25 protein-coding genes, 3 tRNA genes and 1 pseudogene are annotated in these 25398 nt (G+C 31.4%); 13 read left to right on the forward strand and 16 right to left on the reverse strand.

Translation table 11 applies throughout. The features are described from left to right. A complete protein-coding gene (locus tag ACP5GV_RS03265; protein ID WP_428102223.1) occupies nt 1-1419 on the forward strand; it encodes a replication factor C large subunit in 1419 nt (472 codons plus the stop codon). Nucleotides 1420-1732: 313 nt separating this feature from the next. Here ACP5GV_RS03265 and ACP5GV_RS03270 read toward each other — a convergent pair whose 3' ends face one another. Both ACP5GV_RS03270 and ACP5GV_RS03275 read right to left on the reverse strand, forming a co-directional pair. Then, a complete protein-coding gene (locus ACP5GV_RS03270; RefSeq protein WP_428102225.1) occupies nt 1733-3649 on the reverse strand; it encodes an APC family permease in 1917 nt (638 codons plus the stop codon). Nucleotides 3650-3897: 248 nt separating this feature from the next. Beyond that, nucleotides 3898-3973, reverse strand: a tRNA-Gly gene (locus ACP5GV_RS03275). Between the two features lie 289 nt (nt 3974-4262). Between ACP5GV_RS03275 and ACP5GV_RS03280 the strand changes: the two genes are divergently transcribed. Beyond that, nucleotides 4263-4694, forward strand: coding sequence for an archease (locus tag ACP5GV_RS03280; protein WP_428068654.1), 432 nt, complete (start codon nt 4263-4265; stop codon nt 4692-4694). Nucleotides 4695-4901: 207 nt separating this feature from the next. Here ACP5GV_RS03280 and ACP5GV_RS03285 read toward each other — a convergent pair whose 3' ends face one another. From ACP5GV_RS03285 to ACP5GV_RS03295, 3 genes are all read right to left on the reverse strand, one after another. Next, nucleotides 4902-5228, reverse strand: coding sequence for a CoA transferase (locus ACP5GV_RS03285; protein ID WP_428102227.1), 327 nt, complete (start codon nt 5226-5228; stop codon nt 4902-4904). Between the two features lie 342 nt (nt 5229-5570). Then, nucleotides 5571-5644 (reverse strand) — tRNA-Pro (locus ACP5GV_RS03290). Between the two features lie 122 nt (nt 5645-5766). Then, a tRNA-Ser gene (locus ACP5GV_RS03295) sits at nt 5767-5851 on the reverse strand. A gap of 117 nt (nt 5852-5968) precedes the next feature. Between ACP5GV_RS03295 and ACP5GV_RS03300 the strand changes: the two genes are divergently transcribed. Then, complete coding sequence (locus ACP5GV_RS03300) at nt 5969-7105, forward strand: NAD(P)-binding protein (RefSeq protein WP_428102229.1); 1137 nt, start codon at nt 5969-5971, stop codon at nt 7103-7105. Here ACP5GV_RS03300 and ACP5GV_RS03305 read toward each other — a convergent pair. After that, entirely contained in the window at nt 7097-8167 is a 1071-nt protein-coding gene (locus ACP5GV_RS03305) for a DHH family phosphoesterase (RefSeq protein WP_428102231.1), read from the reverse strand. The two genes, ACP5GV_RS03300 and ACP5GV_RS03305, sit on opposite strands and share 9 nt — an antisense overlap. After that, complete coding sequence (locus ACP5GV_RS03310) at nt 8167-8415, reverse strand: hypothetical protein (protein WP_428068642.1); 249 nt, start codon at nt 8413-8415, stop codon at nt 8167-8169. The genes ACP5GV_RS03305 and ACP5GV_RS03310 overlap by 1 nt, the downstream gene beginning before the upstream one ends. Before the next feature lie 130 nt (nt 8416-8545). On the opposite strand from ACP5GV_RS03310, the gene ACP5GV_RS03315 reads away from it, so the two are divergent. Together ACP5GV_RS03315 and ACP5GV_RS03320 are read left to right on the forward strand one after the other, a co-directional pair. Continuing rightward, complete coding sequence (locus ACP5GV_RS03315) at nt 8546-9460, forward strand: branched-chain amino acid ABC transporter permease (protein ID WP_428102234.1); 915 nt, start codon at nt 8546-8548, stop codon at nt 9458-9460. Beyond that, complete coding sequence (locus ACP5GV_RS03320; protein WP_428102236.1) at nt 9450-10376, forward strand: branched-chain amino acid ABC transporter permease; 927 nt, start codon at nt 9450-9452, stop codon at nt 10374-10376. Before ACP5GV_RS03315 ends, ACP5GV_RS03320 begins: the two co-directional genes overlap by 11 nt. 3 nt (nt 10377-10379) lie before the next feature. On the opposite strand, the gene ACP5GV_RS03325 is transcribed toward ACP5GV_RS03320, so the two are convergent. Both ACP5GV_RS03325 and ACP5GV_RS03330 read right to left on the reverse strand, forming a co-directional pair. Further along, entirely contained in the window at nt 10380-11078 is a 699-nt protein-coding gene (locus tag ACP5GV_RS03325; RefSeq protein ID WP_428068636.1) for an ABC transporter ATP-binding protein, read from the reverse strand. Beyond that, entirely contained in the window at nt 11065-11787 is a 723-nt protein-coding gene (locus ACP5GV_RS03330) for an ABC transporter ATP-binding protein (RefSeq protein ID WP_428090658.1), read from the reverse strand. Before ACP5GV_RS03330 ends, ACP5GV_RS03325 begins: the two co-directional genes overlap by 14 nt. Before the next feature lie 179 nt (nt 11788-11966). Here ACP5GV_RS03330 and ACP5GV_RS03335 point away from each other — a divergent pair, with 179 nt between their 5' ends. The 3 genes from ACP5GV_RS03335 to pyk are packed head-to-tail and all read left to right on the forward strand — an operon-like array spanning nt 11967 to nt 15279. Beyond that, entirely contained in the window at nt 11967-13286 is a 1320-nt protein-coding gene (locus ACP5GV_RS03335) for an ABC transporter substrate-binding protein (protein ID WP_428102238.1), read from the forward strand. 38 nt (nt 13287-13324) lie between these two features. Beyond that, nucleotides 13325-13897, forward strand: coding sequence for a nucleotidyltransferase (locus tag ACP5GV_RS03340; protein WP_428102240.1), 573 nt, complete (start codon nt 13325-13327; stop codon nt 13895-13897). Nucleotides 13898-13902: 5 nt separating this feature from the next. Further along, entirely contained in the window at nt 13903-15279 is a 1377-nt protein-coding gene (pyk, locus tag ACP5GV_RS03345; RefSeq protein ID WP_428102243.1) for a pyruvate kinase, read from the forward strand. Here the strand turns inward: pyk and ACP5GV_RS03350 are convergent. The 4 genes from ACP5GV_RS03350 to ACP5GV_RS03365 all read right to left on the reverse strand — a co-directional run bounded on the left by ACP5GV_RS03350 (nt 15274) and on the right by ACP5GV_RS03365 (nt 18065). Beyond that, nucleotides 15274-15951, reverse strand: a complete 678-nt coding sequence (locus ACP5GV_RS03350) for a phosphoribosyltransferase (RefSeq protein ID WP_428068626.1) — start codon at nt 15949-15951, stop codon at nt 15274-15276. The genes pyk and ACP5GV_RS03350 overlap by 6 nt on opposite strands. A 79-nt stretch (nt 15952-16030) precedes the next feature. Continuing rightward, on the reverse strand, nt 16031-16396 hold the full coding sequence (gene pth2 / locus ACP5GV_RS03355; RefSeq protein WP_292320075.1) for a peptidyl-tRNA hydrolase Pth2: 366 nt from the start codon (nt 16394-16396) through the stop codon (nt 16031-16033). A gap of 9 nt (nt 16397-16405) precedes the next feature. Continuing rightward, nucleotides 16406-17251, reverse strand: coding sequence for a hypothetical protein (locus ACP5GV_RS03360; protein ID WP_428090602.1), 846 nt, complete (start codon nt 17249-17251; stop codon nt 16406-16408). Then, entirely contained in the window at nt 17238-18065 is an 828-nt protein-coding gene (locus ACP5GV_RS03365) for an S-methyl-5'-thioadenosine phosphorylase (RefSeq protein WP_428102245.1), read from the reverse strand. Before ACP5GV_RS03365 ends, ACP5GV_RS03360 begins: the two co-directional genes overlap by 14 nt. Nucleotides 18066-18138: 73 nt before the next feature. On the opposite strand from ACP5GV_RS03365, the gene ACP5GV_RS03370 reads away from it, so the two are divergent. Together ACP5GV_RS03370 and ACP5GV_RS03375 are read left to right on the forward strand one after the other, a co-directional pair. Then, nucleotides 18139-18618 carry a MogA/MoaB family molybdenum cofactor biosynthesis protein gene (locus ACP5GV_RS03370; RefSeq protein ID WP_428068621.1) on the forward strand — a complete coding sequence of 160 codons (480 nt, stop codon included), beginning with the start codon at nt 18139-18141 and terminating at the stop codon, nt 18616-18618. A 143-nt stretch (nt 18619-18761) separates the two neighbouring features. After that, nucleotides 18762-19946 (forward strand): annotated as a pseudogene (locus ACP5GV_RS03375) (MFS transporter). A 2-nt stretch (nt 19947-19948) separates the two neighbouring features. On the opposite strand, the gene speD reads toward ACP5GV_RS03375, so the two are convergent. Continuing rightward, nucleotides 19949-20395, reverse strand: a complete 447-nt coding sequence (speD, locus tag ACP5GV_RS03380; RefSeq protein WP_428102247.1) for an adenosylmethionine decarboxylase — start codon at nt 20393-20395, stop codon at nt 19949-19951. A 238-nt stretch (nt 20396-20633) separates the two neighbouring features. Here speD and trxA point away from each other — a divergent pair, with 238 nt between their 5' ends. Together trxA and ACP5GV_RS03390 are read left to right on the forward strand one after the other, a co-directional pair. Then, a complete protein-coding gene (trxA, locus tag ACP5GV_RS03385) occupies nt 20634-21056 on the forward strand; it encodes a thioredoxin (RefSeq protein WP_292320064.1) in 423 nt (140 codons plus the stop codon). Further along, nucleotides 21032-21679, forward strand: a complete 648-nt coding sequence (locus tag ACP5GV_RS03390) for a hypothetical protein (protein ID WP_428102250.1) — start codon at nt 21032-21034, stop codon at nt 21677-21679. Before trxA ends, ACP5GV_RS03390 begins: the two co-directional genes overlap by 25 nt. 44 nt (nt 21680-21723) lie before the next feature. On the opposite strand, the gene ACP5GV_RS03395 is transcribed toward ACP5GV_RS03390, so the two are convergent. Further along, nucleotides 21724-23052, reverse strand: coding sequence for an FAD-dependent oxidoreductase (locus ACP5GV_RS03395; protein ID WP_428102252.1), 1329 nt, complete (start codon nt 23050-23052; stop codon nt 21724-21726). Between the two features lie 702 nt (nt 23053-23754). On the opposite strand from ACP5GV_RS03395, the gene ACP5GV_RS03400 reads away from it, so the two are divergent. Beyond that, complete coding sequence (locus ACP5GV_RS03400) at nt 23755-25137, forward strand: APC family permease (RefSeq protein WP_428102254.1); 1383 nt, start codon at nt 23755-23757, stop codon at nt 25135-25137. Nucleotides 25138-25156: 19 nt separating this feature from the next. Here the strand turns inward: ACP5GV_RS03400 and ACP5GV_RS03405 are convergent. Beyond that, nucleotides 25157-25398, reverse strand: a 242-nt coding sequence (locus ACP5GV_RS03405; protein ID WP_428102257.1) for a hypothetical protein, incomplete at its 5' end; no start/stop codon positions are given.

Genomic DNA, 25398 nt, shown 5'->3' on the forward strand with positions numbered 1-25398 from the left:
TTGCAAACTGAAATGAAAATACCATGGATAATCAAATATAGACCAAAAAAAGTTGACGATGTAATAAACCAAGAAGAAGCTAAAAGTCAAATCTTAACTTGGCTGCACTCATGGCTTGAAGGTAGAAGACCTGAGAAAAAAGCTTTGCTTCTATACGGCCCTCCAGGCGTTGGGAAGACAAGTCTTGTTGAAGCAATTGTTAAAGAATATGACCTAGAATTACTTGAATTAAATGCTAGCGACTATAGAAGAACCCAAGATATTAGAAAAACTGTTGCTATCGCCTCTCAAAAAAGACCTTTATTTAAGAGAATGACATTAATTCTAATGGACGAAGTTGATGGATTAAGCCCTAGGGGCGATATAGGAGGAATTGATGAATTAATTAAAATAATTCCTAATACAATAAATCCAATTATATTAACCGCCAATGACCCTTGGAAGGATCAATTAAGACCTTTAAGAGAACTAGTTTCTATGGTAGAGTTTAAATCTCTAACCTTGAACCAAACTATATCTGTTTTACAAAACATTTGCAATAAAGAAAAAATAGAATGTGAAAGAGAGGCCTTAAAATTTATAGCAGAGAAAAGCATGGGAGATTTAAGAGGAGCAATAAATGATTTAGAGTCCGTTGCAGAAGGTTATGGAAAAGTTACGTATAATATTGTATCATTAGTTATCAAGGGTAGGGATAAAAGTATTGATCTATGGAGGACTCTTAATGGAGTCTTTTATGCAAAAGAAGCATGGCAAGCTAAAAGATCGGTTACAAATTCAGAAGAAGATTACGAAACATTAATGGCCTGGTTTAATGATAATGTTCCATTAAAATACGGAGACTATGAAGATTTATTTAGAGCATTGGACTCTTTATCAAGAGCATCACTATTTTTGAGAAGAGCAAAGTCTGGAAATTGGGATATGCTATCATATGTTTTTGATTTAATAGGTCCTGGGATTACTTTTGCAAGAAAAAATGGAGAACTATTAAAAAATAGGTTTTCTTATCCAGAGAGAATTAAAATCATGGCGCAACTCAAAGGTTTAAGAGAGAGCAGAGATAGAATAGCAGGCATCTTAGCTAAAAGATTGCATACCTCTCAGAGGTTTGTTAAATCTGATTTAATGCAATATATAATAGTGATGCTAAGATATGGCAATATAGAAAAAGCGGCTATGTTATCAAGGGCTTACGGATTTAATGAGGATGATCTAAAATACTTAACTAGTAATAGATATAAGGACATACAAAAAGAAATAGAATTGTTAAAAGAAGGAAGAAGTGTGGAAGAAAAAGAAGTAAGTAAAGTAAGAAGTGTGGAAGAAAAAGAAAAAAGGCATGTTTCTTTAGAGACATTTGGAGCTAAGTCAACAAACAAAGAAGAATCTAAGAAAAAATACAGAAAAAGCAAATAATTTAGTGAGCAAATATCAATCCTATGACTGGTATTAAAAACACGACTATCAATATTATAGCAAATATTACTAGCAAGGTCTTCTTTTTTGGTTTATTTCTTGACATTCTTAACTCCCTGCTATTTTGTATATCTTGCATATTTAAGGTTATATCGATTTTTGATTAAAACGTAAAGTTTTATATTTTGCAAACATTAAAATTATCAAGACGGTCTAAATAGCATTCTGTTTTATTAAATCAATTTTTATAAAAGTAAACTCTTAAAATTAAAATCTATAAAAGTAAAAAAATATTTAAAATATTAAAATAAAATTATTTATTATTTTCATTTTTTGTTATATCAATTCCCATGTTTTTCATTACTATTACAAGATCATCTGTCAATATACCACTAAGAGCTGAATATACAAACAATATTGCTCCAACAACAACAGCTAACAACATATCCCAAGGATATGGTACTATAGCATAACCGGGGTATGGACCTAATGAACTAACATATTCAATTATTAACCCAGCGAAAATTACTACGATAACCCATAAACCAGCCTTTATCTGTGATTTACCATAACTAGATATACCTCTATAAAGCACATATGTGAATAGCAGTGTTGTTATTAGATTAATAATTACCCATAAAACAAAGTTTAGAGACGTTTCCGCTAATACCTGACTAAATGGCGGTGGACTTGAACTACTAAGAACTGACGCTTTAACAACAACTCCATAATCCAAAAGCCAAATTGTTGTTACAGCAAGTATTACCCAATAAACAATGCCTAATAATATGCCTAATAATCTATTGCTTCCGAGTCTCTTAGGCATAGTATACATATAGAAAATAGGTATACCAGCTAAAATTAATGCATCTACTGCCCATAAAACGGAAAAAGTGCTCCAATATACTATCATAAATGCTGCAACAAAAGCTATGCCACCTAGAACCCAGGGGAAAGGTAGCTTTAATGGTCTATGCGCATTAGGTGCAGTTCTTCTAAATACAACTAGAGCTGAACCACCTATTATGTAAGTGAACACTGTAGTAGTTGAAATGAATCCGATTATTAAAACCCAAGCTGGGTACGGTATTAGGAATATTGCGCCTATCAGCCATGATGCAAGTAATGAGACCCATGGTATCTTATGCTTATTTAACCATAAAAATGCGTCTGGCAAATGCCCGTCCGTAGCCATGCCATAAAATACTCTAGTTGTGGTTCCTTCATATATCCATCCAGTACCTGACGGTGATATTATAGCATCTATAAGTAGGAATATGCCCCAACCTACAAGTATTGGTATTGCTGAAATTTTTAAAATTTGATAAAATGGACCTTTACTCAATGCTGAATAATGCAAAGCAGTCCAATTACCAGGAGTTATAGTCATATTTGAAGCTGCAGATAGTTTAACCCAGTCTATTCCACCTGTAAATGCAACCTGCAACAACACATATATTGCAACTACAATCAAAAACCCTAAAACCGTTCCTAATGGAACATCTCTTTTTGGATTTTTGGCTTCTCCTGCATATTCTAATCCTTGCCTAAAACCTAAAAAAGCAAATACTATACCGGTTGTTGGAAGTGCAAAGAATACTGGCGACGTCCCGTAAGGCAAGAATGATGGAGTTACAAAATTCTTTGGATGGAAGTAAAATGACATTAACAATATTATAGTTATTACAGGAACAAGAAGTTTCCACCATCCTACGGCAGTGTTAGTTTTACCCATTACATGAACTCCAAAATAATTTAACAAGAAGAAAAACGTTAGAAATGCAAAGGCAACTAAGACACCCAAAGCAGTAAGATAGCCTGAAGTATTAACTAATCCTGGCACATATGAAGCCATATATGTAACAACAGCTTCTGCTTCAGCTGGCGCAACAGTTATAGCACTAAGCAGATATGCCCAAGCGAGTATATATGAAGTAAGACTTCCATGAGAATATTGTGGATATCTAACTATAGCTCCTGTTTTTGGTATCATACCTGATAGTTCCGCAAACGCCAACGCGACAAAAAACATCAAAATGCCTGCAATTAACCAAGATAATATAGCCCCAGGACCTACAAGCGCACCTGCATATAAAGCTCCAAAAAGCCATCCTGAACCAATCATTGCCCCTACAACTAAATAAGCTATATCCCAAACACCTAATGCCTTTCTAAGCTGTTTGTCTGTCTCTTCTGCCCTATTAATATATTTTTCCTCTCCCAAAAACACCACCTAACTGGTAATCATTAACACTAAAAATGGTTTAAAAGCATTTTATTTAAAAAGTATATATGTGGGATTAATTAAATTTATGATATGACCTAATTTTAATTAATAAAATAATTTTATATTGATTAAATTTTTAAAATTATATTAATTTCCAATTATAAATAAATATATAGCTATATATTTTTTATAATTAATTAACATAAAAATTTGATAAAAATAATGCAGTCAACATCATTTATACGCAAATATGCGGCGGCCGGGATTCGAACCCGGGACCTCTGGCTTGGGGGGCCAGCGTCCTAATCCAGGCTAGACTACCGCCGCCCATGTTATTAAATAACATAGAGATTTAAAAATTGCTCTAAATTTATAATTAATTTATTATAAAATTAAAATATTAGACGATTTTTTAAGTTTTTAAAGTAAACTTTTTATGCTATCAACCTTCGAAATATCATTTATTTATCTTGAATCCATTTCAAATTATATTTATAAAATATAGCTATTAAAATAATTAAAACATATTATTATAGATAAACAAAAAAATATTATTTATAATAAATTATATCAATTTAATATCCCTACCTTACTTAAACCATTAATGGAGATAAAAATGGAAGCAAATTGCCCAAGGTTTGAATTCCTAGACCATACAAGCGATATATTGATAAAAGCTTTGGGTAATTCGATAGATGAGGCATTTGAACAGGCTGCACTGGGAGTTTATGAAATAATAACCAACACAAATAAAGTAAGGGCCTTAAATGAAATAAAAATAGAAGTAGAAGGATTAGATTTATATAATTTATTATACAGGTGGATAGAATCATTATTATATTACACTGATTCTGAAGGATTAGTATTTAGTAAATTTAATGTTAAAATTGATATGCGAAACAATAAGCTTGAAGCAACAGTCTATGGTGAGAAATTTGATAGCAATATTCACGAGCATAGGACGATTGTTAAGGCTATGACATATTCACAAATGGAAATTAAGCAAGAAAAAAACTGTTGGGTCTTATATTTTGTCGTAGATATTTAAATTCTTGAAGTTAATATTAATGAAAACGATAGTTTCCATAGAAATAATTGTGTAATTAATCTTTTTAAAATATTAATAAAAAACAATAACATTCTTTAAAATCTTTACGAATTTTTTATTTAATTTTTTGATAACGTTTATATTTTTATACCTCTGACATTTAAATACTATTTAAATTTAACATTGTTAGCGGACGTCACATTAAAATCAAATTTTAATAAATTTTTGCCTTATTTCCTGCGTATTTTCTCCTAATAACGGAACTGATTTATCAGATACAGGCTCTTTTCCATTTATTGTTACAGGCTCTTTTAATTGCTTAATTTTTCCAAAATTTTGATTCAATTCAAACAAAATATGCTCAGCATAAGGATCGTTAAAAACATCATCAATATCGTATACAGGCGATGATGGTATTTTTGCATTATCAAATAAAGATAACCAATAATCTCTGCTATTTCTTCTAAAAATTTCCTGCAGAATGCTCACTAATTGCTCTCTATTTTTAACTCTATCCTCATTTGTTTTAAACACATGACTACTAAATTTACCCTGTTATGGCCAACAAGTATTTCTAATGGGACAGCTGTTTATCCAGAGCCTTGCGCCCCATAAATTTTATTTTTTTATTATCTTAATTTTATTTTTTGATGTCACTTTAAATCATTACAATAAATATAGAGAACAGTATCTAAAATATACAGACCTTAAGTTAAATTTTTCTAAGTGATAAAGAGAAAAGACTTTATTAGAGCTGTTTATAGATTCCATAGTCATTCTAGCTGTGGCTTTCAATATTTTGCAAAATTAAAATGCTATAATTCTATAGAACTTAAAGAACTACCTTAGTTAACTAAACTACTGATTTAAATAAAATGGGGCCGCGGGGATTTGAACCCCGGACCACGAGGGCCCAAGCCTCGCATCCTACCAAGCTAGACGACGGCCCCTCCTCTTAAATAGGCACCTAGATATAAACTAATAAGTTTTATGGATAAAAACTTAATTATCTTATAAAGTATATCAAAAAGACTTTAATAATTTAACCTAACTTGGTATGTTAATTTAAAAACGCCGGGGGTGGGATTTGAACCCACGCGTCCTTTTGGGACAACGGGTCTCGAGCCCGCCGCCTTAGACCGCTCGGCCACCCCGGCCCTATTTTTAATACGCAACTCGCTTTTAATATGAGTTCTGTTTCTTAAAATCTTTTAACTAATGCTTATTAGCCTATAAAACACTTTTAAAAATGAAAAATATGAAGGATGAATAGATTGAAAGTCGCTATAGTAGGCGCTGGATTTTCAGGTCTAATATTTTCTAATTATTTATTGGATGCAAACATAGACGTTGACTTATATGAAGAACATAGCAAAGTTGGGATACCCGAGCATTGTACAGGAATAATCTCTAGCTTAACCTCAAAACTTATTGGTGAAGTTTCTAAAAATAATATTATAAAAAAGTATACTAAATTAAAAATTACAAGCTTTTATGATTCTGTAGAAATATATACTAAAGATGATATAATAAAGCTTGATAGAGTTAAATTAGAAAATGATTTATTAAACCTGTTTATTAATAGAGGTGGTAATGCCTTTTTAAATAAAAAAATAAAAGAAATAAACTACAATAAAATACTAAATAAAAATTATGATGCAATATTGTTATCTGATGGCATAAATGGGTTCATACATAAAAAATATGGTCTTGGGTTTCAAGGTAGAACAATATATGGGATTAATCAGGAATTCTGCATTAATAACGATGAAGACCTTTTTGAAGTTAGATTTGATAACAAAACATCTAACAATTTTTTCTCATGGTATGTTCCTTTAAGGGATAAAATAATTATTGGAACTGGAGCAGAAAATCCTCAAATGCTAATGAATGCTCAAAATAACGCTATTAAATCTTTCAATATTAAATCAAATCCTTGCCATACATATGGAGGTTTAATAATTTCTGGCATCAAAAAGGCAAACATAAGGAATGGAAATATAATAGCTATAGGAGATACTATAGGACTAACTAAACCTTTAACAGGAGGGGGCTTATTTCCAAATTCATTAGCTGCATATTTTTCTTATAGTCTAATCAAAAAAGGATATAACATACTTGACTCTATAGAATCTTCTATAAGTTTTGTTTTAAGCATGCTTAAAAAAACTAATAACTTATCTGTGATACTTCATAAAAATCCTACGATAATTGAGGAAATTATTGAAATTTCCAAAAAATCAAATCTCTTAGAATCAATGAATCGAAAAATAGATTACGATTTCCATATTGATTTGATTAGGAATTCTTTAAAAGATAAGAATTCATATAAATTCTTATTGGGCTTTACATCAAGTTACCCAATATCCTTATTTAAATTGGGAATTGGCATATTAAAAGATTTAATATAGTTCTTGTTTAATCAAGTTCAAAATATTATTATATGCATCATTTAATTTTTCAGCTGTAATTTCTATGCCTATTACATTGTTATTTAACTGTGATTTCCCACCAACTTGATATCCTAAGGATCTTAATTTAATGGAGATTTTAGAAAAATCTATATCATTTCTTTTAGTTCTTATATAAATAGATGCATCATTGGTGCTATGAGCTAAGTAGCCAATCATAACTATTCTATCCGGATATTTTGAAGCAAGAGAGCGAGAAATTTTGCTTATCAACCTTCCATTGCCATCTATTAATGAGGCATAGAAACCCTTTGATACTTCTTCTAATTTGTTATCGGCCCTCTTAATCAAATTATCAAGTTCTTCTTCCGCTTCTTCCCTTAGCGTTGTTAGAATGGGATTACTCATTAATGCTACACATGGATCTATGCCACCATATGCTAAGGATATAGGTAAATTCTTTATTATATCTATTTTTCCCAATGCTTCAGCCCCCCATACTTGCATAGCACAATTTTTTGGTATATCATAATCTTTTTCTGGATCTAAACCTATTTCTTCCATATATTTCTTATATATTCTATTATTTTTTGCTTCCTTATCTAAATCCCCAGCAATACTTGCCGAAATAAGCAATGGATCATAGCTACCAGTTAAAAGAGCTATTACATGAGCAGCGCTTGGCCATAGGCCCTCTGGATCTCCATCTTTAGCTGGATTATAATATATTACAGCTAAAGATCTTGGTATGTCATTTGTAGTATGATGATCAATGGAAATTACTGGCCTATTAGTCTTTGAGCTAATTTCCATTAATACTTTAGAAGATAAATTAAGATCTAATACAACTACTACATCATGGTTTTCAGCTCTGCTTGTCAATATTTCAAGGTATTCTCTACTAAAAACATATCTAAAAGGAGGAGATTCAAATTCTATTCCTTGACCAATATAGCTTGCAAGAGTTGATGCAGAAATTACTCCATCAGCATCCCAATGGTGTAAAATAATAGGATTACTATGAGAAATTAGCCTCATTAAAGGTTTTTCTTCTAGTTGCATTAACTGCACCCATCCTTACATAAGTCTAAAACAAAATCAGCAATTTTTTTAGAAATTTGACTTGCATTTTCTATTTCCTGTCTAACTAACATTGTCTCCAAATTGGAAATTAACGATATATAATTTGAACTATTCTTACCTTTATTTCTGCTCGATATAACAAAGCTTTCAAGCTCCATTAAACTATATGGATCTGCCGGTACATTAAATTTAATAAATGCTTTTCTTAATGCATCATGAGCCCTCATGATTTTTCACTTTTACACTTCTCCACAGATTAAAAATTTTTTAAAAATATTAAAGTTAGAGTATTAAAAGCTTATGAGTTTATTAACATACTAATTAAAAATTTTTAAATCCTTTATTTGTATATAAAATATGATGCGCAAAGGTGTGTCCAATTTGATCGCAATTACTTTACTTCCGTACGCAATAGTAATAGGTTTACTAGTTGGAGTCTATTACGCATTTATGGCTTTAGGTCTTAATTTGGTATTTGGAGTAGTGAGGATGATAAATCTGTCTCATGGAGATATCGTAATGTTGGGATCCTATTTGGCATATTATTTATTAATATATTATAGTATAAAAGAAGGAATAAGCTTTATAATTGCGTTCCCAGTTTTTTTCTTATTAGGTGTTTTAATATATCTAGCATTTGTACCAAAACTTAAGTCTAGTAGCGACCCTGAAATGAATTCTTTTACAGCATTTTTTGGTTTATCATTAGCTATAGAAGCAATCTCATTTATGGTGTTCGGAAACTATTACCATGCAATGCCTACTAGCGCTCTATTAGGGGGGGCATTTAACTTATTCGGATTTAAAACACCAAACGTTTATTTAGCTATAACATCACTATCAGCAATAATTCTTATTATAACTTATTTTTACTTAAACAAAACAATGCTAGGAAAAGCCACAAAGGCACTTATGCAGAATCAAGAGCAAGCAATAAGCTTTGGAATAAATCCTAGATGGGTAACACTTATAACTTTTGCTTATGGATTTGGAGTTGCAGGGATGGCCGGAGTAATAGGACCATATATTCTAGGAACAATATACCCTAGTATGGGAGACTTCATTACAATATTGGCTTTCACAATAGTAATAATAGGAGCTTTAGGAAATCCATTAAGCACAATAATAGGAGGTATAGTATTTGGAATTTTTTATCAACTATTACAAGTCTACTTATCTGGGCTCAGTTTAGCTATTACATTTTTAGCTTTACTTGCAATTATAGTCATTAAGCCTGGAGGAATTCTTGGAGGCGTTCAACGTGAAGTTTGACAAAAACTATCTTGCTGCGATTATAATATCGATTATAATGATTTTGGTAGCTTTTATAGGCCCAAAAATATACTCTAACGAAGCTTTCTTTTTCAATATTATTATTTTAACTACTGTAGCTCTGGGATTAAATATAATATATGGATTAACAGGATATTTACCATTTGGATACATGGTATTCTTCGGTATGGGAGCTTATGGAGTATATATTGGAATAAGATTAGGGTTAATGCCAATTGAAGCTTTTGTTTTTGGCTTCATATTGGACTTAGTTCTTGCATTAGTATTGCTACCTTTGTTTAGATTAAAATCACATTATTTTGCTATAGCTACTCTTGCTGCTTTTGAAGGTATATATTATTTAGTTCAATCTCCTGATCTCTCTAAATTTACCAATGGTGCCTTAGGAGCCTCTTTAGTAACCATATACAATCCCAATTTAACATATATTATAGCTACAGTTTTCTTAGTATTTGTTATATTACTAACATCTTGGATTAAATCAAGCAGATTTGGATTATCTCTAAGAGCTATAAGAGACAGCGTTATATCTGCCTATTTAGATGGAGTTAATGTACCTATAACAAGAGGTGCTGCTTGGATAATAAGCGCAATGATAGCTAGCGTAGCTGGTGCTTTATATGGCTGGTATTCCTCATTTTTCTATCCTGAAACTGTTTTTGCACTAACTCTAGGTGTTTATATAATTGCTTTTGTTCTCTTCGGTGGTTTAGGAACAATAATTGGCCCTATAATAGGAACTGTAATTTTATACAGCATATATCAATATTTTAATATATCATATACATATTATGTTCAGCTATTCTTCGGAATATTGCTAATTTTGCTAATATTATTTTTACCTGGAGGTATAGCCCAAATAATTAAAAAATTCTTTAAAAAGTCAATGCCTTAATTTTTATGCAACTTGGAAGAATGTCTTTTTAACTTCATTATTGTTTGCGATTTCTGAAGTTGTACCCATTAGTTTTATTATTCCTGACTCCAACACGATTACCCTATCAGCTATCTCTATAAATGATGGGTTTTGCTCAGCTATTAACATAGTAATACCTTTTTCTTTTAATAAGCCTGCATATTTTACAATTCTGGATACCAATAATGGAGAAAGACCTGATGATGGCTCATCCAATATTAAAAGTTTAGGCCTGGCCAACAATGCCATTGCCATAGATAGCATCTTCCTTTGACCGCCAGATAATGCTTGGGCCTTTATATTAAGAAAGGCCTTCAATTCGGGAAAGCTCTTTAAAACATCTTCTAGCTCTTTATTAAAATTAGACTTTGTATTTTTTGAATAAGCTATCTCCATATTTTCTTTTACTGTAAGATCTGGAAAAATTGCCTGCTCCATAATCATTGTTATACCAGACTTTGCTCTTCTATAAGCATCAAGATCAGTTATATCTTTATTATCAAATAATATTTTTCCAGAGAATATTTTTACAAAACCTGCTATTGATTTTAACAATGTCGTTTTACCAGCGCCATTTAAGCCTAGTATTAAAACGGATTCATTATTATTTACATCAAATGTGACGTCTTTGATAATCTTTAAATCTCCGTATCCTGAATAGATATGCTCAACTTTTAGCATATCTTTCACCTAAATAGATTTTTATTACTTCTTCATTATTAACCGCTTCTTCATATGTTCCTTCAAATAATTTTTTGCCTTCATTCATAACGACTACTGTATCAGAAACAGCTTTTACCATTTTCATTAAATGCCCTATATAGATTACTCCATAACCTTTCCTTCCAAGCTCTCTTATTTTAGACGCTATTTCCTCTTGCTCCGAAATACCTAAGCCTGCACCTATTTCATCGATCATAATGTATTTAGGTTTTACAGATAATGCTCTTGCAAAATCTAAAAGTTTTTGCTGTTCTGAGTTCAATTCTTTTGCTCTTTTTTCTGCCAAATTATAAATACCAACGAATTTTAAACTTTCGATAGCATTAGAAATGGCTTCTTCTCCCTTCAATCCTGCTCCGAAATATGAACTTACCAAAACATTTTCTAAAACTGTTAAATTTGGATAAGGTCTTGGTATTTGATAAGTTCTTGATATTCCTGTTTTAATCCTTTTATGAGGTGGAAGTTTTAACAAACAATGATTATCAAGTCTAATTCTTCCACCATCTGGAGATAAAACTCCTGTAACTAGATTCACAACAGTCGTCTTTCCTGCACCATTAGGGCCTATAAGAGCTTTTACTTCACCTTTTTCTACTTCCATGCTAAAATTATCTACAGCTCTTAATTTTCCAAAAGTTTTTGTTAAAGATACTATCTCTAGCATTCTTCTTCACTTCTGAATTTTTATTGTATCTGGAAAAGTATTTAATTGTTTATGTATTTCAGTATTATAAAATAGCTTCTATGATCATGCATATTAAAGTTATTTATATTATATTATGTGAAAAAGTTTTTATACTTGGCATTATAATTAAAATTTAGTAAAGAGAGGTGTATGTTATTTTGAATAAAACTAGGTATAGGTCTGTTTCTACAGGAGTCATAGTTGCAATAGTAGTTATAATAATAGTTGTTGTTATTGCAGGTGGATTAGCATATTATTATACGACTAAGAAAACTACTTCTACTACAACAACAAGTTCAACAACTACTTCAACAGTAGCAGCTCCACCATATATTTTGATTGGTACATTATATGCTTCATCGGGAAGCTACGCAACATCATCTATGTCAGAATATAAAGGCCTACAGCTATGGGCTAAATGGATAAATCAAAGTGGTGGAATATATGTTAAACAATATGGTAAGAAAATTCCGGTTAAAATTGTAGCATATGACGATCAAAGCAACCCATCAACAGCTCAATCGCTTTATCAACAACTTGTTACAGTAAATCATGTAAATGTGTTAGTTGCAGATTTCGGTTCAGTTTTAACTGCACCTGCAGTTTCATATGCAAATGCTAGCCATATACTGCTATGGGATGTAACAGGGTCATCCTATGCATTCTTTATAAATAATCCATATATAATTTTAACATCATTACCTGTATCACCTTACTTTGTAACTTATGTAGCGCCTTTCTTGCACTCATTAAACATAACAAAAGTTGCAGTTATATATGCCTCTAATGATTTTAATGCATATCAGGACTATTTCTTAGGCACATTCTTCAAGCAATATGGAATTACAGCAGTAGTAAATGAAAGTTTTCCCACCTCTACTTCTGACTTTTCAACATATATAGCAACTATAAAGGCTGCTAATCCTCAAGCAGTTATTGAACTTGGTTATGCAACTGATGATATTCCCTTCCTAAATCAAGTTGCAGAGTCAGGCACTTATTTCCCAATGGTTTTAACCAATTTCCCAGGACAACTTTTGCCTATTTTCTTGAGCTCAGTTGGTAAAAACATGAACGGTACCTTTACATTAGCTTATCCTCCTTTGGTAAGTTACACACCAAACTATGGGCCTAACTTAACTGAATTTGAAGAATTATGGAATAGTACTTATCCAGGTACTCCGCCTAACTTCTTATCAATAGCAGGGTTTAACGCTGGATTAATCATAGGATTAGCAATACAAGATGCAGGTACATTAAACCAAACAGCAATAAAGGCTGCTGTGCTAAACGATATTAGTGGAAAAATAACTACAATAGATGGACTTTTCAATGTAACACAATTTGGCATGCAGGTAGGGGAAAACCCATTACCATCACAAGTATGGGTATATCCAAATGGCACGGCAAAAGTTGTATTATTATGGCCACCTAATGAAGCTACTGGAAGAGCAGTTTATCCTGCACCTGCTCCGTAAAATATACATTTTTTATATTCTTAAATCCTTTTTTATTTTTGGGATGGTATTTGGTTTCATTAAAAGCGTTTATTGAAGTAATAAGAAAGTTATTAGATGAAGGAATTAAGTTTACAATAATAGGAGATACTGTGATTTTATTAAATACAAAGAGCGAGGATGTTGGAGAAGATATTGATATCTTCGTGGAGTCTCCAAGTATATTAGAAAATGAAAATTTCTACGAAGAGATCGTAGAAAAAAATAATTGGTTATATGGACATACTTGGCTAAACACACCAAGAATAACAGCCATCATAAATAACGAAGAAGTCAATTTAGACCTTTATGACAATTTATATGACTTTTATATACCAGAATCTTTTATAAAAAATGCTCAAAGAATCGATATAAATGGACTAAGAATTAGAGCAATAAATATTGAACAATATCTAGTCTTAAAATCTTATTCAGGTAAAGAAGAAGATATGCTAAAACTAAAAGAAATATTAGTTATTTTAAAAAGAAACAAAATCAAAATAGATGAAAATAAAATAGTGGAAGCTGCTAGAGAATTAGGAGAAGAAAGTACAATAATAAGGAGGCTTAAAGAAATAGGATATTTGAGGTGAAAAATATGAGATTACTTAAAATAATTGCTACTGTAGGCCCGTCAAACTATGATTACAATGTAATAAGAAAAATGATTGCAACTGGAACTGATGCTTTCAGAATAAATATGAGCCATGGTGACCAAAAACAATGGGAAGATTTTATAAATTTGATTAATAAAGCATCCAATGAACTTGGCATAACAGTAACTAAAATTGCAGATTTAGAAGGACCCAGAGTAAGGTTAGGAAATTTTGATCCAATAAAAATACAGCAGGGACAAAACTTAGTATTAAAATATGAAAATTCAAAAGTTGATGGAATTCCTATAGACAATAGAGTCTTCTTTTCATCTATTGAGCAAGGAGACAAAGTACTAATAGATGATGGAAAAGTATCTGTTGAGATAGAAACAGTTGAAAAGGATTCAGCTGAAGTTAGAGTTATAGAAGGAGATGTTCTTGAGCCAAGAAAAGGTGTCGTAATTGCTGGCAAAGAATTTGATATGCCACCTATAACAGACAAAGACGTAAATGATATGAAATTTATTGCATCTAAAGATTTTGATTATGTTATGGTAAGTTTCGTAAGAAATTCTAAACATATTGATATCATACGAGAAACTCTTAAAAAACAAGGTGCTGATAATATTGGATTATTAGCAAAAATCGAAACACCAAGTGGAGTAAAAAACATTGATGAAATAAGTGAATCAGCGGATGGTATAGTTGTTGCTAGAGGAGATCTAGGAATGCATTTTCCATTAGAAGTATTACCTATGATTCAAAAAAGGATAATAGAAAGTGCAAGAAAAAAGCTAAAACCTGTTATATTAGCCACAGAAATATTTATGAGTATGGTTGAAAGACCTGTTCCATCTAGAGGGGAAATATCTGATGTTTACAAAGCGCTTGAGGAAGGAGTAGATGGATTTCTGGTAACTTCAGAGACTTCTATAGGAAAATATCCGGTTCAAGTTATAATATGGCTAAGCAGGGTTATACAAGAAGCACAGAAGCATATTATACCAAATAAGATAGATATATCGGATATATCAGAAGCAAAAATTGCTAAAGGAGTTGTTGATTTAGCAAACGATATAGGAGCTGAAATTTTATCATACGCAACAACAATAGACATGTCAAGATTAATATCTGGTTTTAGACCTTCAAAACCAATTTATACTGGAGCACCTTCAGAATCTATAGCAAAAAAACTAAACATATTCTGGGGAGTTAAGCCTATAATAGTTGGATTATCAAACAATGAAGAAGAAGGATTAAATTCAACTGAAAATTATTTGAAAAAAGAAGGCATTATAGGAACAGGAGATACAGTTATAGAAGCTGCTAGAAGCATTGACCAAAATTCATTTATAGTAAAAGTTAAGCAATTATTATAATCCATAGTAATATTTATCTTCATTCTTAACAATTATTTTTTTAGATAATAGCCTTTCAAATGCTAGGTCCCAATAATATCCCAAATCTTCGTTACTTATGCCATACCATTCTGAAAATACTTTTTTAAGTTCCTCGTAATTTAATCCATTTTTTGCTCTTACATCTTCTTTAAATATTCTTTCGATGAATTCCATAACATCTTCCAATCTTGTCCATGGATATTGGAACCAAGACCAATCCTTAACCTCAATTAAATAATAGTCTGGTTTATACTTTGCAACAGTGCTTATCCATTGAAGAGACGCAGTCCTTGCATCCTTGGGATTCCAACTCTCTTTAATAAAATCCTTTGCAAGCTTAAGGGTTTCACCGGTATCAACTATATCATCAACTATTAAGATATTTTTGTCTTCAGCATCAATTTTGAATGGATGCCTTAGTATAGCCTTCTGAGTGACTTTAGCTGCCTCAACCCAATGTTGACTTTGCACACTCAAAAGATCACTTATACCTAGAAAATCACATAATAATCTAGCAGGAACATAACCGCCTCTTGCAACAGCTACCACAATATCTGGTTTATAGCCTGAACCTTCAATAATTTTGCTTAGGTTGAAAGTCCAATCCACTATTTCAGACCAACCGACTAATTTGACTGGTACTTTAGGCAATTATTATCCCCAATAAATTTATACGTCAAACATTAAAAGTCTGTTGTTTTCTAAATTTAATAAATTATAACTGTATTTTTTAATATAATTTTAACTTACCAGTTATTTTATCTACAATTTCTTCTGGAGCTGGTCCTATGCATACAGCTGTAATAGTGCCAGGAGGAAGTTGGGTTCTGCCTGCATCGCTAATTATAGAGCAAGGTAAGCCTAATTCCAAGGCTTGTCTATAGATTTCTTCTATTTCTTCTCTTGTATTAACCCTTAATACTACCTTCATTTGACCTCCTTTTTTCCATAAATCAAGCCATTCCTTCCAATCTCTTCTATTAGATTCCAAAACTTGAAAAACAGCATCACAGCTTGCATGAGATGCTTGAGCAGCTGCCTTGCCATGGCCCATTTTTAAATCCTTCCTTAAAACTATTGATTGTTTGTAACCCAATTTTAACACCTAAATTAGTTTATTAGAGATTAAAGATATAAGTAGCATCGAATATAGTCCTGCTGTAATAGGGTCAGTGTTAAATTCTATAACCTCGTTATCTAAATAACCCATTTTTAGCATTAATATAAGGTCTTTAAAGTCTGAAGAATCCACACTTGATGTTAACAAGTATTTCCTATATTTTATCTTATTGCTTAATAACTCTATAGGTAAAATAAAAATACAGTTTTGAATAATATTATAACAATAAATTGCTCCTGCCTCTGTTGATGGAGTGTAAAACATAACAAATTCTTCATTCAAATTTTTCATTTTTTCAATAGAAGAGCCATATTTATTAATAAGCCAATCATAAGAATTTTCCAAATCATCAATTTCCCTTTTAATTCTCTCATATCTATCTCCTAAATCTTCTGGAATCCATAACAATGAAGCTATACTATTTACAATCACAGGCGTTTTTGAATCGACTAGTATTCTATTAACATTAAGATATTCAAGTCTTTCCTCTAAAGCATCTTCCATCTTTGGAGAAATAAAATTAACTTCTAAATTCATTAACCTTGAAACTTCAGCTGCATGCACAGATCTAGAATCCTTTGAATTAGATGAAAACACTATTACACTATTAAAATGCTCATAATAAGGTAAAGAATATTCAACAGATTCTGTAGGAGTTAATAATGTAGCTTTTTTACCAGAAGATAACAAGCTGATATATAAAATTTTCCCTGCAGATCTAGACATATAATCAGATATAATTAGTATATTATCATTTATCCTAGGTTTTTTCAAGGATTTTGCAACTTCTATAGCCTTTCCTAGATCCCTTTTTAAATCATTGTATTGCATGTTCTAACGCCTTACAGCAGCTACAATGATTTTCATCTGGACCTTCTTTTAATTTTGGCACAACATCGTAAAGTATTTTTCTGGCACCTTCAATATTTTGCGTCATAACTTTTTCAACTTCAGCCGCTGTAACAGGTTTTTCAGCCCATACATCATAATCTGTAACCATAGCTAATGTTGAATAACACATTTGAGCTTCACAAGCAAGGTTTATTTCTGGGACAAGCGTCATGCCTATTATATCTGCTTTAAATACTTCCTTCCAAACTCTGCTTTCAGCCCTTGTTGAGAATCTTGGACCTTCTATACATATATATGTTCCGCCTAAATGTGATCTATAATTTAAAGATTTAGATGATTCAAAAATTTTTTTACTTAGATCATCACAAAACGGATCAGCCATACTTACATGCACTGTTATAGGACCATCAAAAAATGTATATTTCCTTAACTTCGTCATATCAATATATTGATTCGGAATTACAAAATCACCTGGCTTCATATTTTCATTTAAGCTTCCGACAGCTGAAACACTAATTACATATTTTGCACCTATTGATTTTAGAGCCCATATGTTAGCTCTATAATTAACCATATGTGGTGGAAATCTATGACCTTTTCCATGTCTCGGTAAAAACGCAACACTAACACCTTTTATATATCCTATTGTTATATTATCGCTTGGCTCTCCATATGGTGTATATACTTTTACTTCTTTAGCATCCTCAATTATATCTGCTTGATATAATCCTGATCCACCAATTATTGCTACATGAGCCTTAACATCTTTTGGAATTGAAAGTTGAACCGTCATCATATATCGCCATATTATTAATACAGGAATAGGTTTTAATTTTTGTATAAATCTAGTTGATGTGGTGAGAATTATGGTAAGATTTGCTTTAATAATAACTAGTGATACCGTTTATTATGGTAAGAAAAAAGATGAAATAACGCCTATTGTTGAGAAGATAATTAGAGAAAGTGGTCATGATCTTAAATTTAAAACAATAGTTAGAAATGATGAAGAAGAAATATTAAAATCATTAAATAATGCTATAAAGTTTTCTGATATAGTACTAATGACTGGAGGAACAGGCATATCTCCCAAAGATATAACGGTCGATACTGTAAAACAATTAGCTAGAGATGTTTTACCTGGTTTTGGAGAACTTCATAGATCAAAAAGTATAAACGAAATTGGGTATAGAGCTATATTGAGTAGGGCTAATGCATTCATTGTGAACAAAAGCTTAGTGGCTATAAGCCCAGGCAATCCATCTGCAGTTAAAATATCTTTAGAAATTTTGTTGCCTATAGCAAATCATATAGTGGAACAACTTAACGGAATTCCACACAATACATAGAAAAATAAAATTTTGGCATTGAATAATTATTTTTGCAAATAATACTATTAATTTTTAATAAAAAGATGCAAACATCTGTTTTCAAAAATTCTTATTAATCCTTAATACAAATCGTAATGTGAATAAAAATGCAAAATAGATATATGAAAGACATATATTTGTTAGCTTTAGTTAGATCAATAAGGAGTTTTAGCTTTGGTTATATAGCTTTTTTATTACCTTTATATTTGAAATTTATTGGTTTTTCGACAACACTTGTCGGTTTTTACGCATTAGCAGCAACTATAAGTAGCAGTATACTTGTTTTAATTAGCGGTTATTTAGGAGATTTATATAGCAGAAAAAAGACTTTAATAATTATGTCCTTTCTTCCTGCTATAGCTTACATTATTCTAATCATTTCTCATAATATTATAATTGCCTTTTTATCTTCAATGTTCGGGCTTTCACTTAGCCCTATGGGTGGAGGAGCAGGGGGAGGACCGGTAGCTCCATTACAAACAGCTATGGTTGCAAGTAGAACCAATAAAGAAGAAAGAACAAAAATTTATTCATATTTAACTATGATAGCTATTATAATGGCAATGTCAGGAAGTTTTTATCCAGTTACATTATAAAAGCATTCCCAAAAAAATTACTATTATTATTTATTCGATATTGCTATTGCATTATCTTTGTTTTCAATAATATTATTGTTCTTTATATCCGAGAAACCAGATAAATTTAACTACAAAGCAGATTTCATGCCAAAAAAATCTGCTAAAAACATAAGCAAAGTAGCAATAGCCGGCTTATTTGGAAGTTTGGGTCTTGGTATAGTATTGCCTTTATTGCCTTTATATTTTAAACATATAGGAGCTAATGATTATGAAATATCAATAATCTATGACCTTTCATATATGGCTACTTCTATAGCTCTCTTATTATCAAATAAACTACAGCATGTTTTTGGCTACATAAAAAGCATTTTAATTTTAAGATCTGTAGGATCTTTGCCTTTGTTCTTAATACCATTAATCCATTCAATAGTTATTGATGCAGGAATCTATATTTTGAGAACAGCATTTTATCAGGCCGCTTTGCCAATAAGGCAAAATGTCAGCATGGAATTGTATTCTCCAGAAGAAAGATCTAGAGGTAGCAGCATAACAGGTATAGCTAGGAGGTTACCATACGGCGCTGCCACCACAATTGGATCAATATTATTTCAAATCGGTATGTACTTTATTGCTTTTTTCGCTGCATCCATAATTTCTTTCCTTGACCCCATTCTTTATTATTTATTCTTCAAAGAAATTGATAATAAAAACAAATTAATTCCAAATTAATCTTAACTAGTAATTGCTTCAAAACGTAATTCTTCTTTTTTCACTGGACTTGATGTAGGAAATTGTGTTCTATCAGCATAATTATATGAATAATATTCTGGCTTTAGCCTCTCTACTATCAATTTATATGCTTTCTCAGGGCTTGTATGGTTCCCACAAGTATAAACGTCTACAGTTGCATATCTGTATTCTTTCCACGTGTGAACAACTATATGGCTTTCATTAACAAGTGCCATAACTGATACTCCACCTTTAATTCCTGGTATTTTCCAGCTCATTAACTGAATTAGAGTAGCGTTTGCAGCTTTAACTGCATCAAGAACTGTTTGCCTTATTAACTCTTCATCATCAGCTATTTCAGGTTTTAATCCATATAAACTACCGTAAACGTGCTTTCCAACAATGAAGTCCACACCACTACGTGACTCTTCATTCACTTCTAAGTTCATGCCCTCCTATTTTTCTATTGTAACTTGCAAAAAAGAGCCTTATTAAGCTATTCGTGCTTTACACTAATTTATTCTATTAACAGATCTCTTAATTGTTATAATATTCTGTATTACTAAAATTTTTTGGTAAAAGACATCAAAATAATAAAACTATTAAAACTAAAAATATAAATTAATTAAAATTTATAGTAATCCTTTTAAACATTTTTATCCAACATAAAATTTAAGGCGATTAGGTATGCCAGATATAGATGATCCAGAATTAAAGGAAATATTATCAAGAAAAGCAATAGAAATAATTAAAGAGTCGTCTAAAAAAAATGAAGAAATTGTAACAGAACCTGTAGAATTGAATGACAGTAATTTTGAAGAATTCATATCAAAAAATAAAGCAGTGGTCGTTGATTTTTGGGCTCCTTGGTGTGCGCCATGCCATATACTTTCTCCTATGCTTGAAGATTTATCTACAAAGTATACTGATATTAGATTCGCAAAAGTAAATGCAGACGAGTCTCCAGTAACAGCTAGCAAATATTATATAATGAGCCTACCGACAACTATGTTATTCTTTAATGGAGAAGCTGTTGATAGAATAATAGGAGTAGTTCCTTACGAGGTTCTTGAGGAGAGAATAAAATGGTTGCAAGCAAAGTTGTATTGATTGGTATTGATGCATTAAGTTATGGAGAATTTATGAAGTGCAGGCCAAAAACTTTATTGTATTTATTAGATAATTCATTTAGAGGTGTAGTTGAAAACAATCCGCCCCAAAGTCCTATATCATCTTGGCTTTCAATACTTAGTTTAAAAAAAGTCGATTCAAACAAATTTGATAGTAATATTTCTGATTTGTCTTTAGTAAAGCTAATAAATCCAATATTAATTAATATACCTATTATGAATCCAACTTACGGAATTTTTAATATTAAATTGGATCAAAATGTTCCTTATCAAGAAGAAATAGATGGTGTCATGAATGAAATAATAGAAAACTTAAGTGAAGGACCAATAATTGCCGGAATCACAGCTTTGGAAAGAATTAATGATAGAATATGCGATATATATAATTACATAGATAGAATGCTATTAAATGTATTAAGAAACACTGAAGAATTTATTGTATTTTCACCCTATGGCATGCCAAAGAAGAATTTCTATGAACCATATGGAGTATACCTATCATCTCGGCCAAGACCCAATGAACACGATACAGTTAAACTATGGGAAATAGGCCAAATATTTGCCGACATAGTTAAAGGAAATAATAGACAAGAGGATTTCTAATTTAAAGTCTTATTTTTATCGTAAAAAATTAAATAATACCATAATTATTTGAAACCAGTCATCAATGATCTCGCAGCCAGTATTACCGGGTCCCAACTTCTTGATATTGCAGGCATATACGCATGTTCTAAATAAAATAAATCATATAAGGTGTTTGATTTCATTATAGCTAAGGCTATCATATCAATTCTGCCTAAAACCTCTTCACCACCTATTATTTGAGCCCCTATAATTTTTTGTGATACTTCATCTGCAATTAGCTTTATGATAATGTCTTTTCCTCCAGGATAATATCTAGCTCTTGTTTTAGATCTTACTATAGTTGACATTGTCTTAAAACCATTTTTTATAGCTTCACTTTCAGTTAATCCTGTTTTTGCAATAAAATAATCATTATATTTTGTTATGGCAGTTCCAACAAGACCTGGAAACTTATAATATACGCCTCCTATATGATTGCCTGCAGTAAAACCCATTTTGCCTGCAACAGGCGCAAATGGTTGCCAATCAGGTTTTCCTGTTATAATGTTTTTTGATTCAGCTACATCTCCAACTGCATATACATCTTTCATATAGGTCCTCATATATTCATCGGTCTTTATGGCTTTTGTTTCTCCAATAAAATTGTTTTTCATGACTAATTCTGTATTGGGCATTACTCCTATTGCTACTATTGTTCCATCGACTTCGTATCTGTTTTTATTGGTTATAACTATTCTTCCTCCTTCATTTATTTCTAAGGTTTCTTCATTTAGTTTCACTAATAGATCTTTAGAAACCATATTGTTAATGTAATATGCCATATCTTCATCAAGTATTTTATTTAATAAGTATGAATGCTTATGAATTAATATAACTTGTTTTTTATTTTTTGCTAATGCTTCCGCCATCTCTATTCCTAAAATACCTCCACCTATTATAGCTATTTTGTTTAATTTCATTATTTTATCTCTAACATCTCTTGCGAATGCAGGGTGATGTACATAGAAAATCCTAGATTCATTATCATAATTAATTTTTTTAGGCTTTGAACCAGTTGCTAATACCAAGTAATCATATTCATACTTGTAAACCTTACCATCGTTTACAGTATAAATTATTCTATTATCAAAATCTATATCAGTTACCTCATGGTTAATCTTTACATTCACGTTCCTTTCCTTTTCAAATTCCTCCGCTTTGTATGCTGCTAGTAAATTCTCGTCATCAAATAACCCTTCAATATAATATGGCAATCCGCATGGCGCATGACTTATTAGGTTTGTCTTCTCAAAGACTATGATATTCATAGAAGGTTTTCTTCTTCTAGCCCATGATGCTGTAGTCATCCCTGCGTCTCCCCCTCCGATTATTATTAGCGTTTCTTGTTTCATACCTCATCCCAAAATTAATTAAAGAAGGAGAAAAATAAAGCATAATACTAATAAAGTTTCAAACAATTTTTATTATCCTTTCTAATAATATGTAATAATATATAAATTGACAAACGAAAGGCAAGCCTCGCCCTTCTAGGTGAGGTAACATTTTAAGTTATTAAATGCTTTAAACTATTGTGGAAACAATTAAAAGCATGGATAAGCCCATAATGGACGTATTAAACTCGGTCCGTGTCTCTGCACAGATAAATACCTGAATCCCTAGAACTGGTAACACAGGTTAAATCTCAATGATGAGGGATGATAGGCTGAAGACCCAGCCAGTGATTACAGCTGGACTAATAGATCGGGGTTTTATATCACACACTCACTAGCTATGAAGTCATAAAGATGAAGGCAGTAAACCATAAGCCTCTGAACCCCTAAGGGAATCCTTGCCCTTTACGGATAAGAGGAGGTCGATTCCAGCCCAAATGATAGCATAGTTTATCCAATTTCATGTCTTCTCTTTTAAAGGCAACTGAGCTATATCTAAATTATAAAAATTCGATAAAATTTACACATTTTCTTTTTATAATCATCTAAATTTAATTCCATGTGTATTACCTCACACATATAATGCCTTCTTTAATCACTTTTGTCTTGATTTAAAATTTTTAGAGAAAAAATTTTAGCTTGTTTTTGATTAGTGTTTAATTTGTGGGTAACATTAGCATGGCACAACTTAAAAGAGAATCTTTAGGTTTTTTAGGACTTGTGTTTTTAAGTATAGCAGCTATCTTTCCTGGAAGTATATATATTGTTAGCTCAACAACTTCATTAACTTATGCAGGAATAACAGCTCCTCTCACTTTTATTATTGGTACATTAATGATGCTAACAAACGTTGTTGCAGTTTATATTTTCTCTACAAAAATCGCTAGCGCAGGCGGATTTTATAAATTCGTTGAGAGTGCATTTGGAAAATCACCAATCTCTTCTACAACTGGTTTAATTCAATTTTTAGGCCAATTATGTCCAGTTATTATATCAGCAACAGTTTTTGGATGGCTAATACCAGTTACTGCAAGTTCTCTTTTTAATGTGACTTTGCCATATTATATCCCATTTTTAGCAAGTCTTGCAGTTATAATATTTGTGTTTGTAGTAAGTTACCTTGGAATTCACTTATCAAGAGATTTTGCTGTTGCATCAGGTATAGTTCAAATTATAGCTATATTGGCAGTTTCATTATATGTTATATTTAAATCACCTTATAACACTATACAAGTATTTAATATAAAGCTTTCCCCAAGTGGTCTTTCAGGCTTTTTCCTTGGAACTATCGTAGGTCCATACACTGCATATATAGGATATTCTTCAGTTGTTCATTTCGGAGAAGAAGCAAAATTACCCAAAGAAACTATCAAGAAAGCTATATTGGTTTCACTTATATCATTAGCCGTATTTGAAACATTAGTAATGTACGCGATTACAATTGGTGTTCCTCCATCAGATTTAAGTAATTTGGCAAGTTCATTTGCACCTGCCCTCGTTGTAACATCAAAATATCTTGGCATCTATATAGCACTTGCTGTCTTAATAATTGCTCTATTTGGGCAAATAACATCTCCATTAGTATTTGGAAATGCTGCCGAAAGAGTATTATTTTCTTTATCTAGAGACGGAATTTTACCAAAATTTCTCTACAAAGTTCATGAAAAATACGGCTCTCCATCAAATGCTAGTATTGTGGTGTTTTTAGTAGCACTTTCAGCTTCATTAATTACTCAAGTAATAATGGTTTATTATTATGGTGTTTTGCAAGGTTTCTTTTACACAGTAGTGTTTTGGGCTTTAATAATGACGGTTATGAATCTTGGATACCACGCTATAGTAAATCAATCACTCGCATTTTTGACAAAAAAAATTAAAAGATTTATCTATATTAAAACATTTAATAGTTCCAACTATTGGCACCATACTTTCTATAATTGCATAATATTATTCCTTCTTAGGTATTGGATCACCACTTATTTACACCATACCATTTATCATAATATGGGTAATAGCTTCAATAATATACTCTATTTACATATTTAAGAAAAAAATTTGATTACTTCTATTTGTTAAATTTTAAAATAGTTTTTTCTATAGCTCTCGTACCGAATTCGAAATCATCATCATCGATTAAAACAGGAGGTGTTATTTTAAGAACCCTTCCCTCTCCTACTAAGTTACAAACAACTCCTTGTCTAATCAACTCTTCTCTGAATATTTCATTGAAGCCGTCGTCAACAGTTTCCGATAAACCGTGAAGTTTATATACTTTGTATGTGAATTTAATTATGGTACTGAACGATG

The organism is Caldisphaera sp. (assembly GCF_049974385.1).
In the GTDB taxonomy this organism is placed as follows: Archaea; Thermoproteota; Thermoprotei_A; order Sulfolobales; family Acidilobaceae; genus Caldisphaera.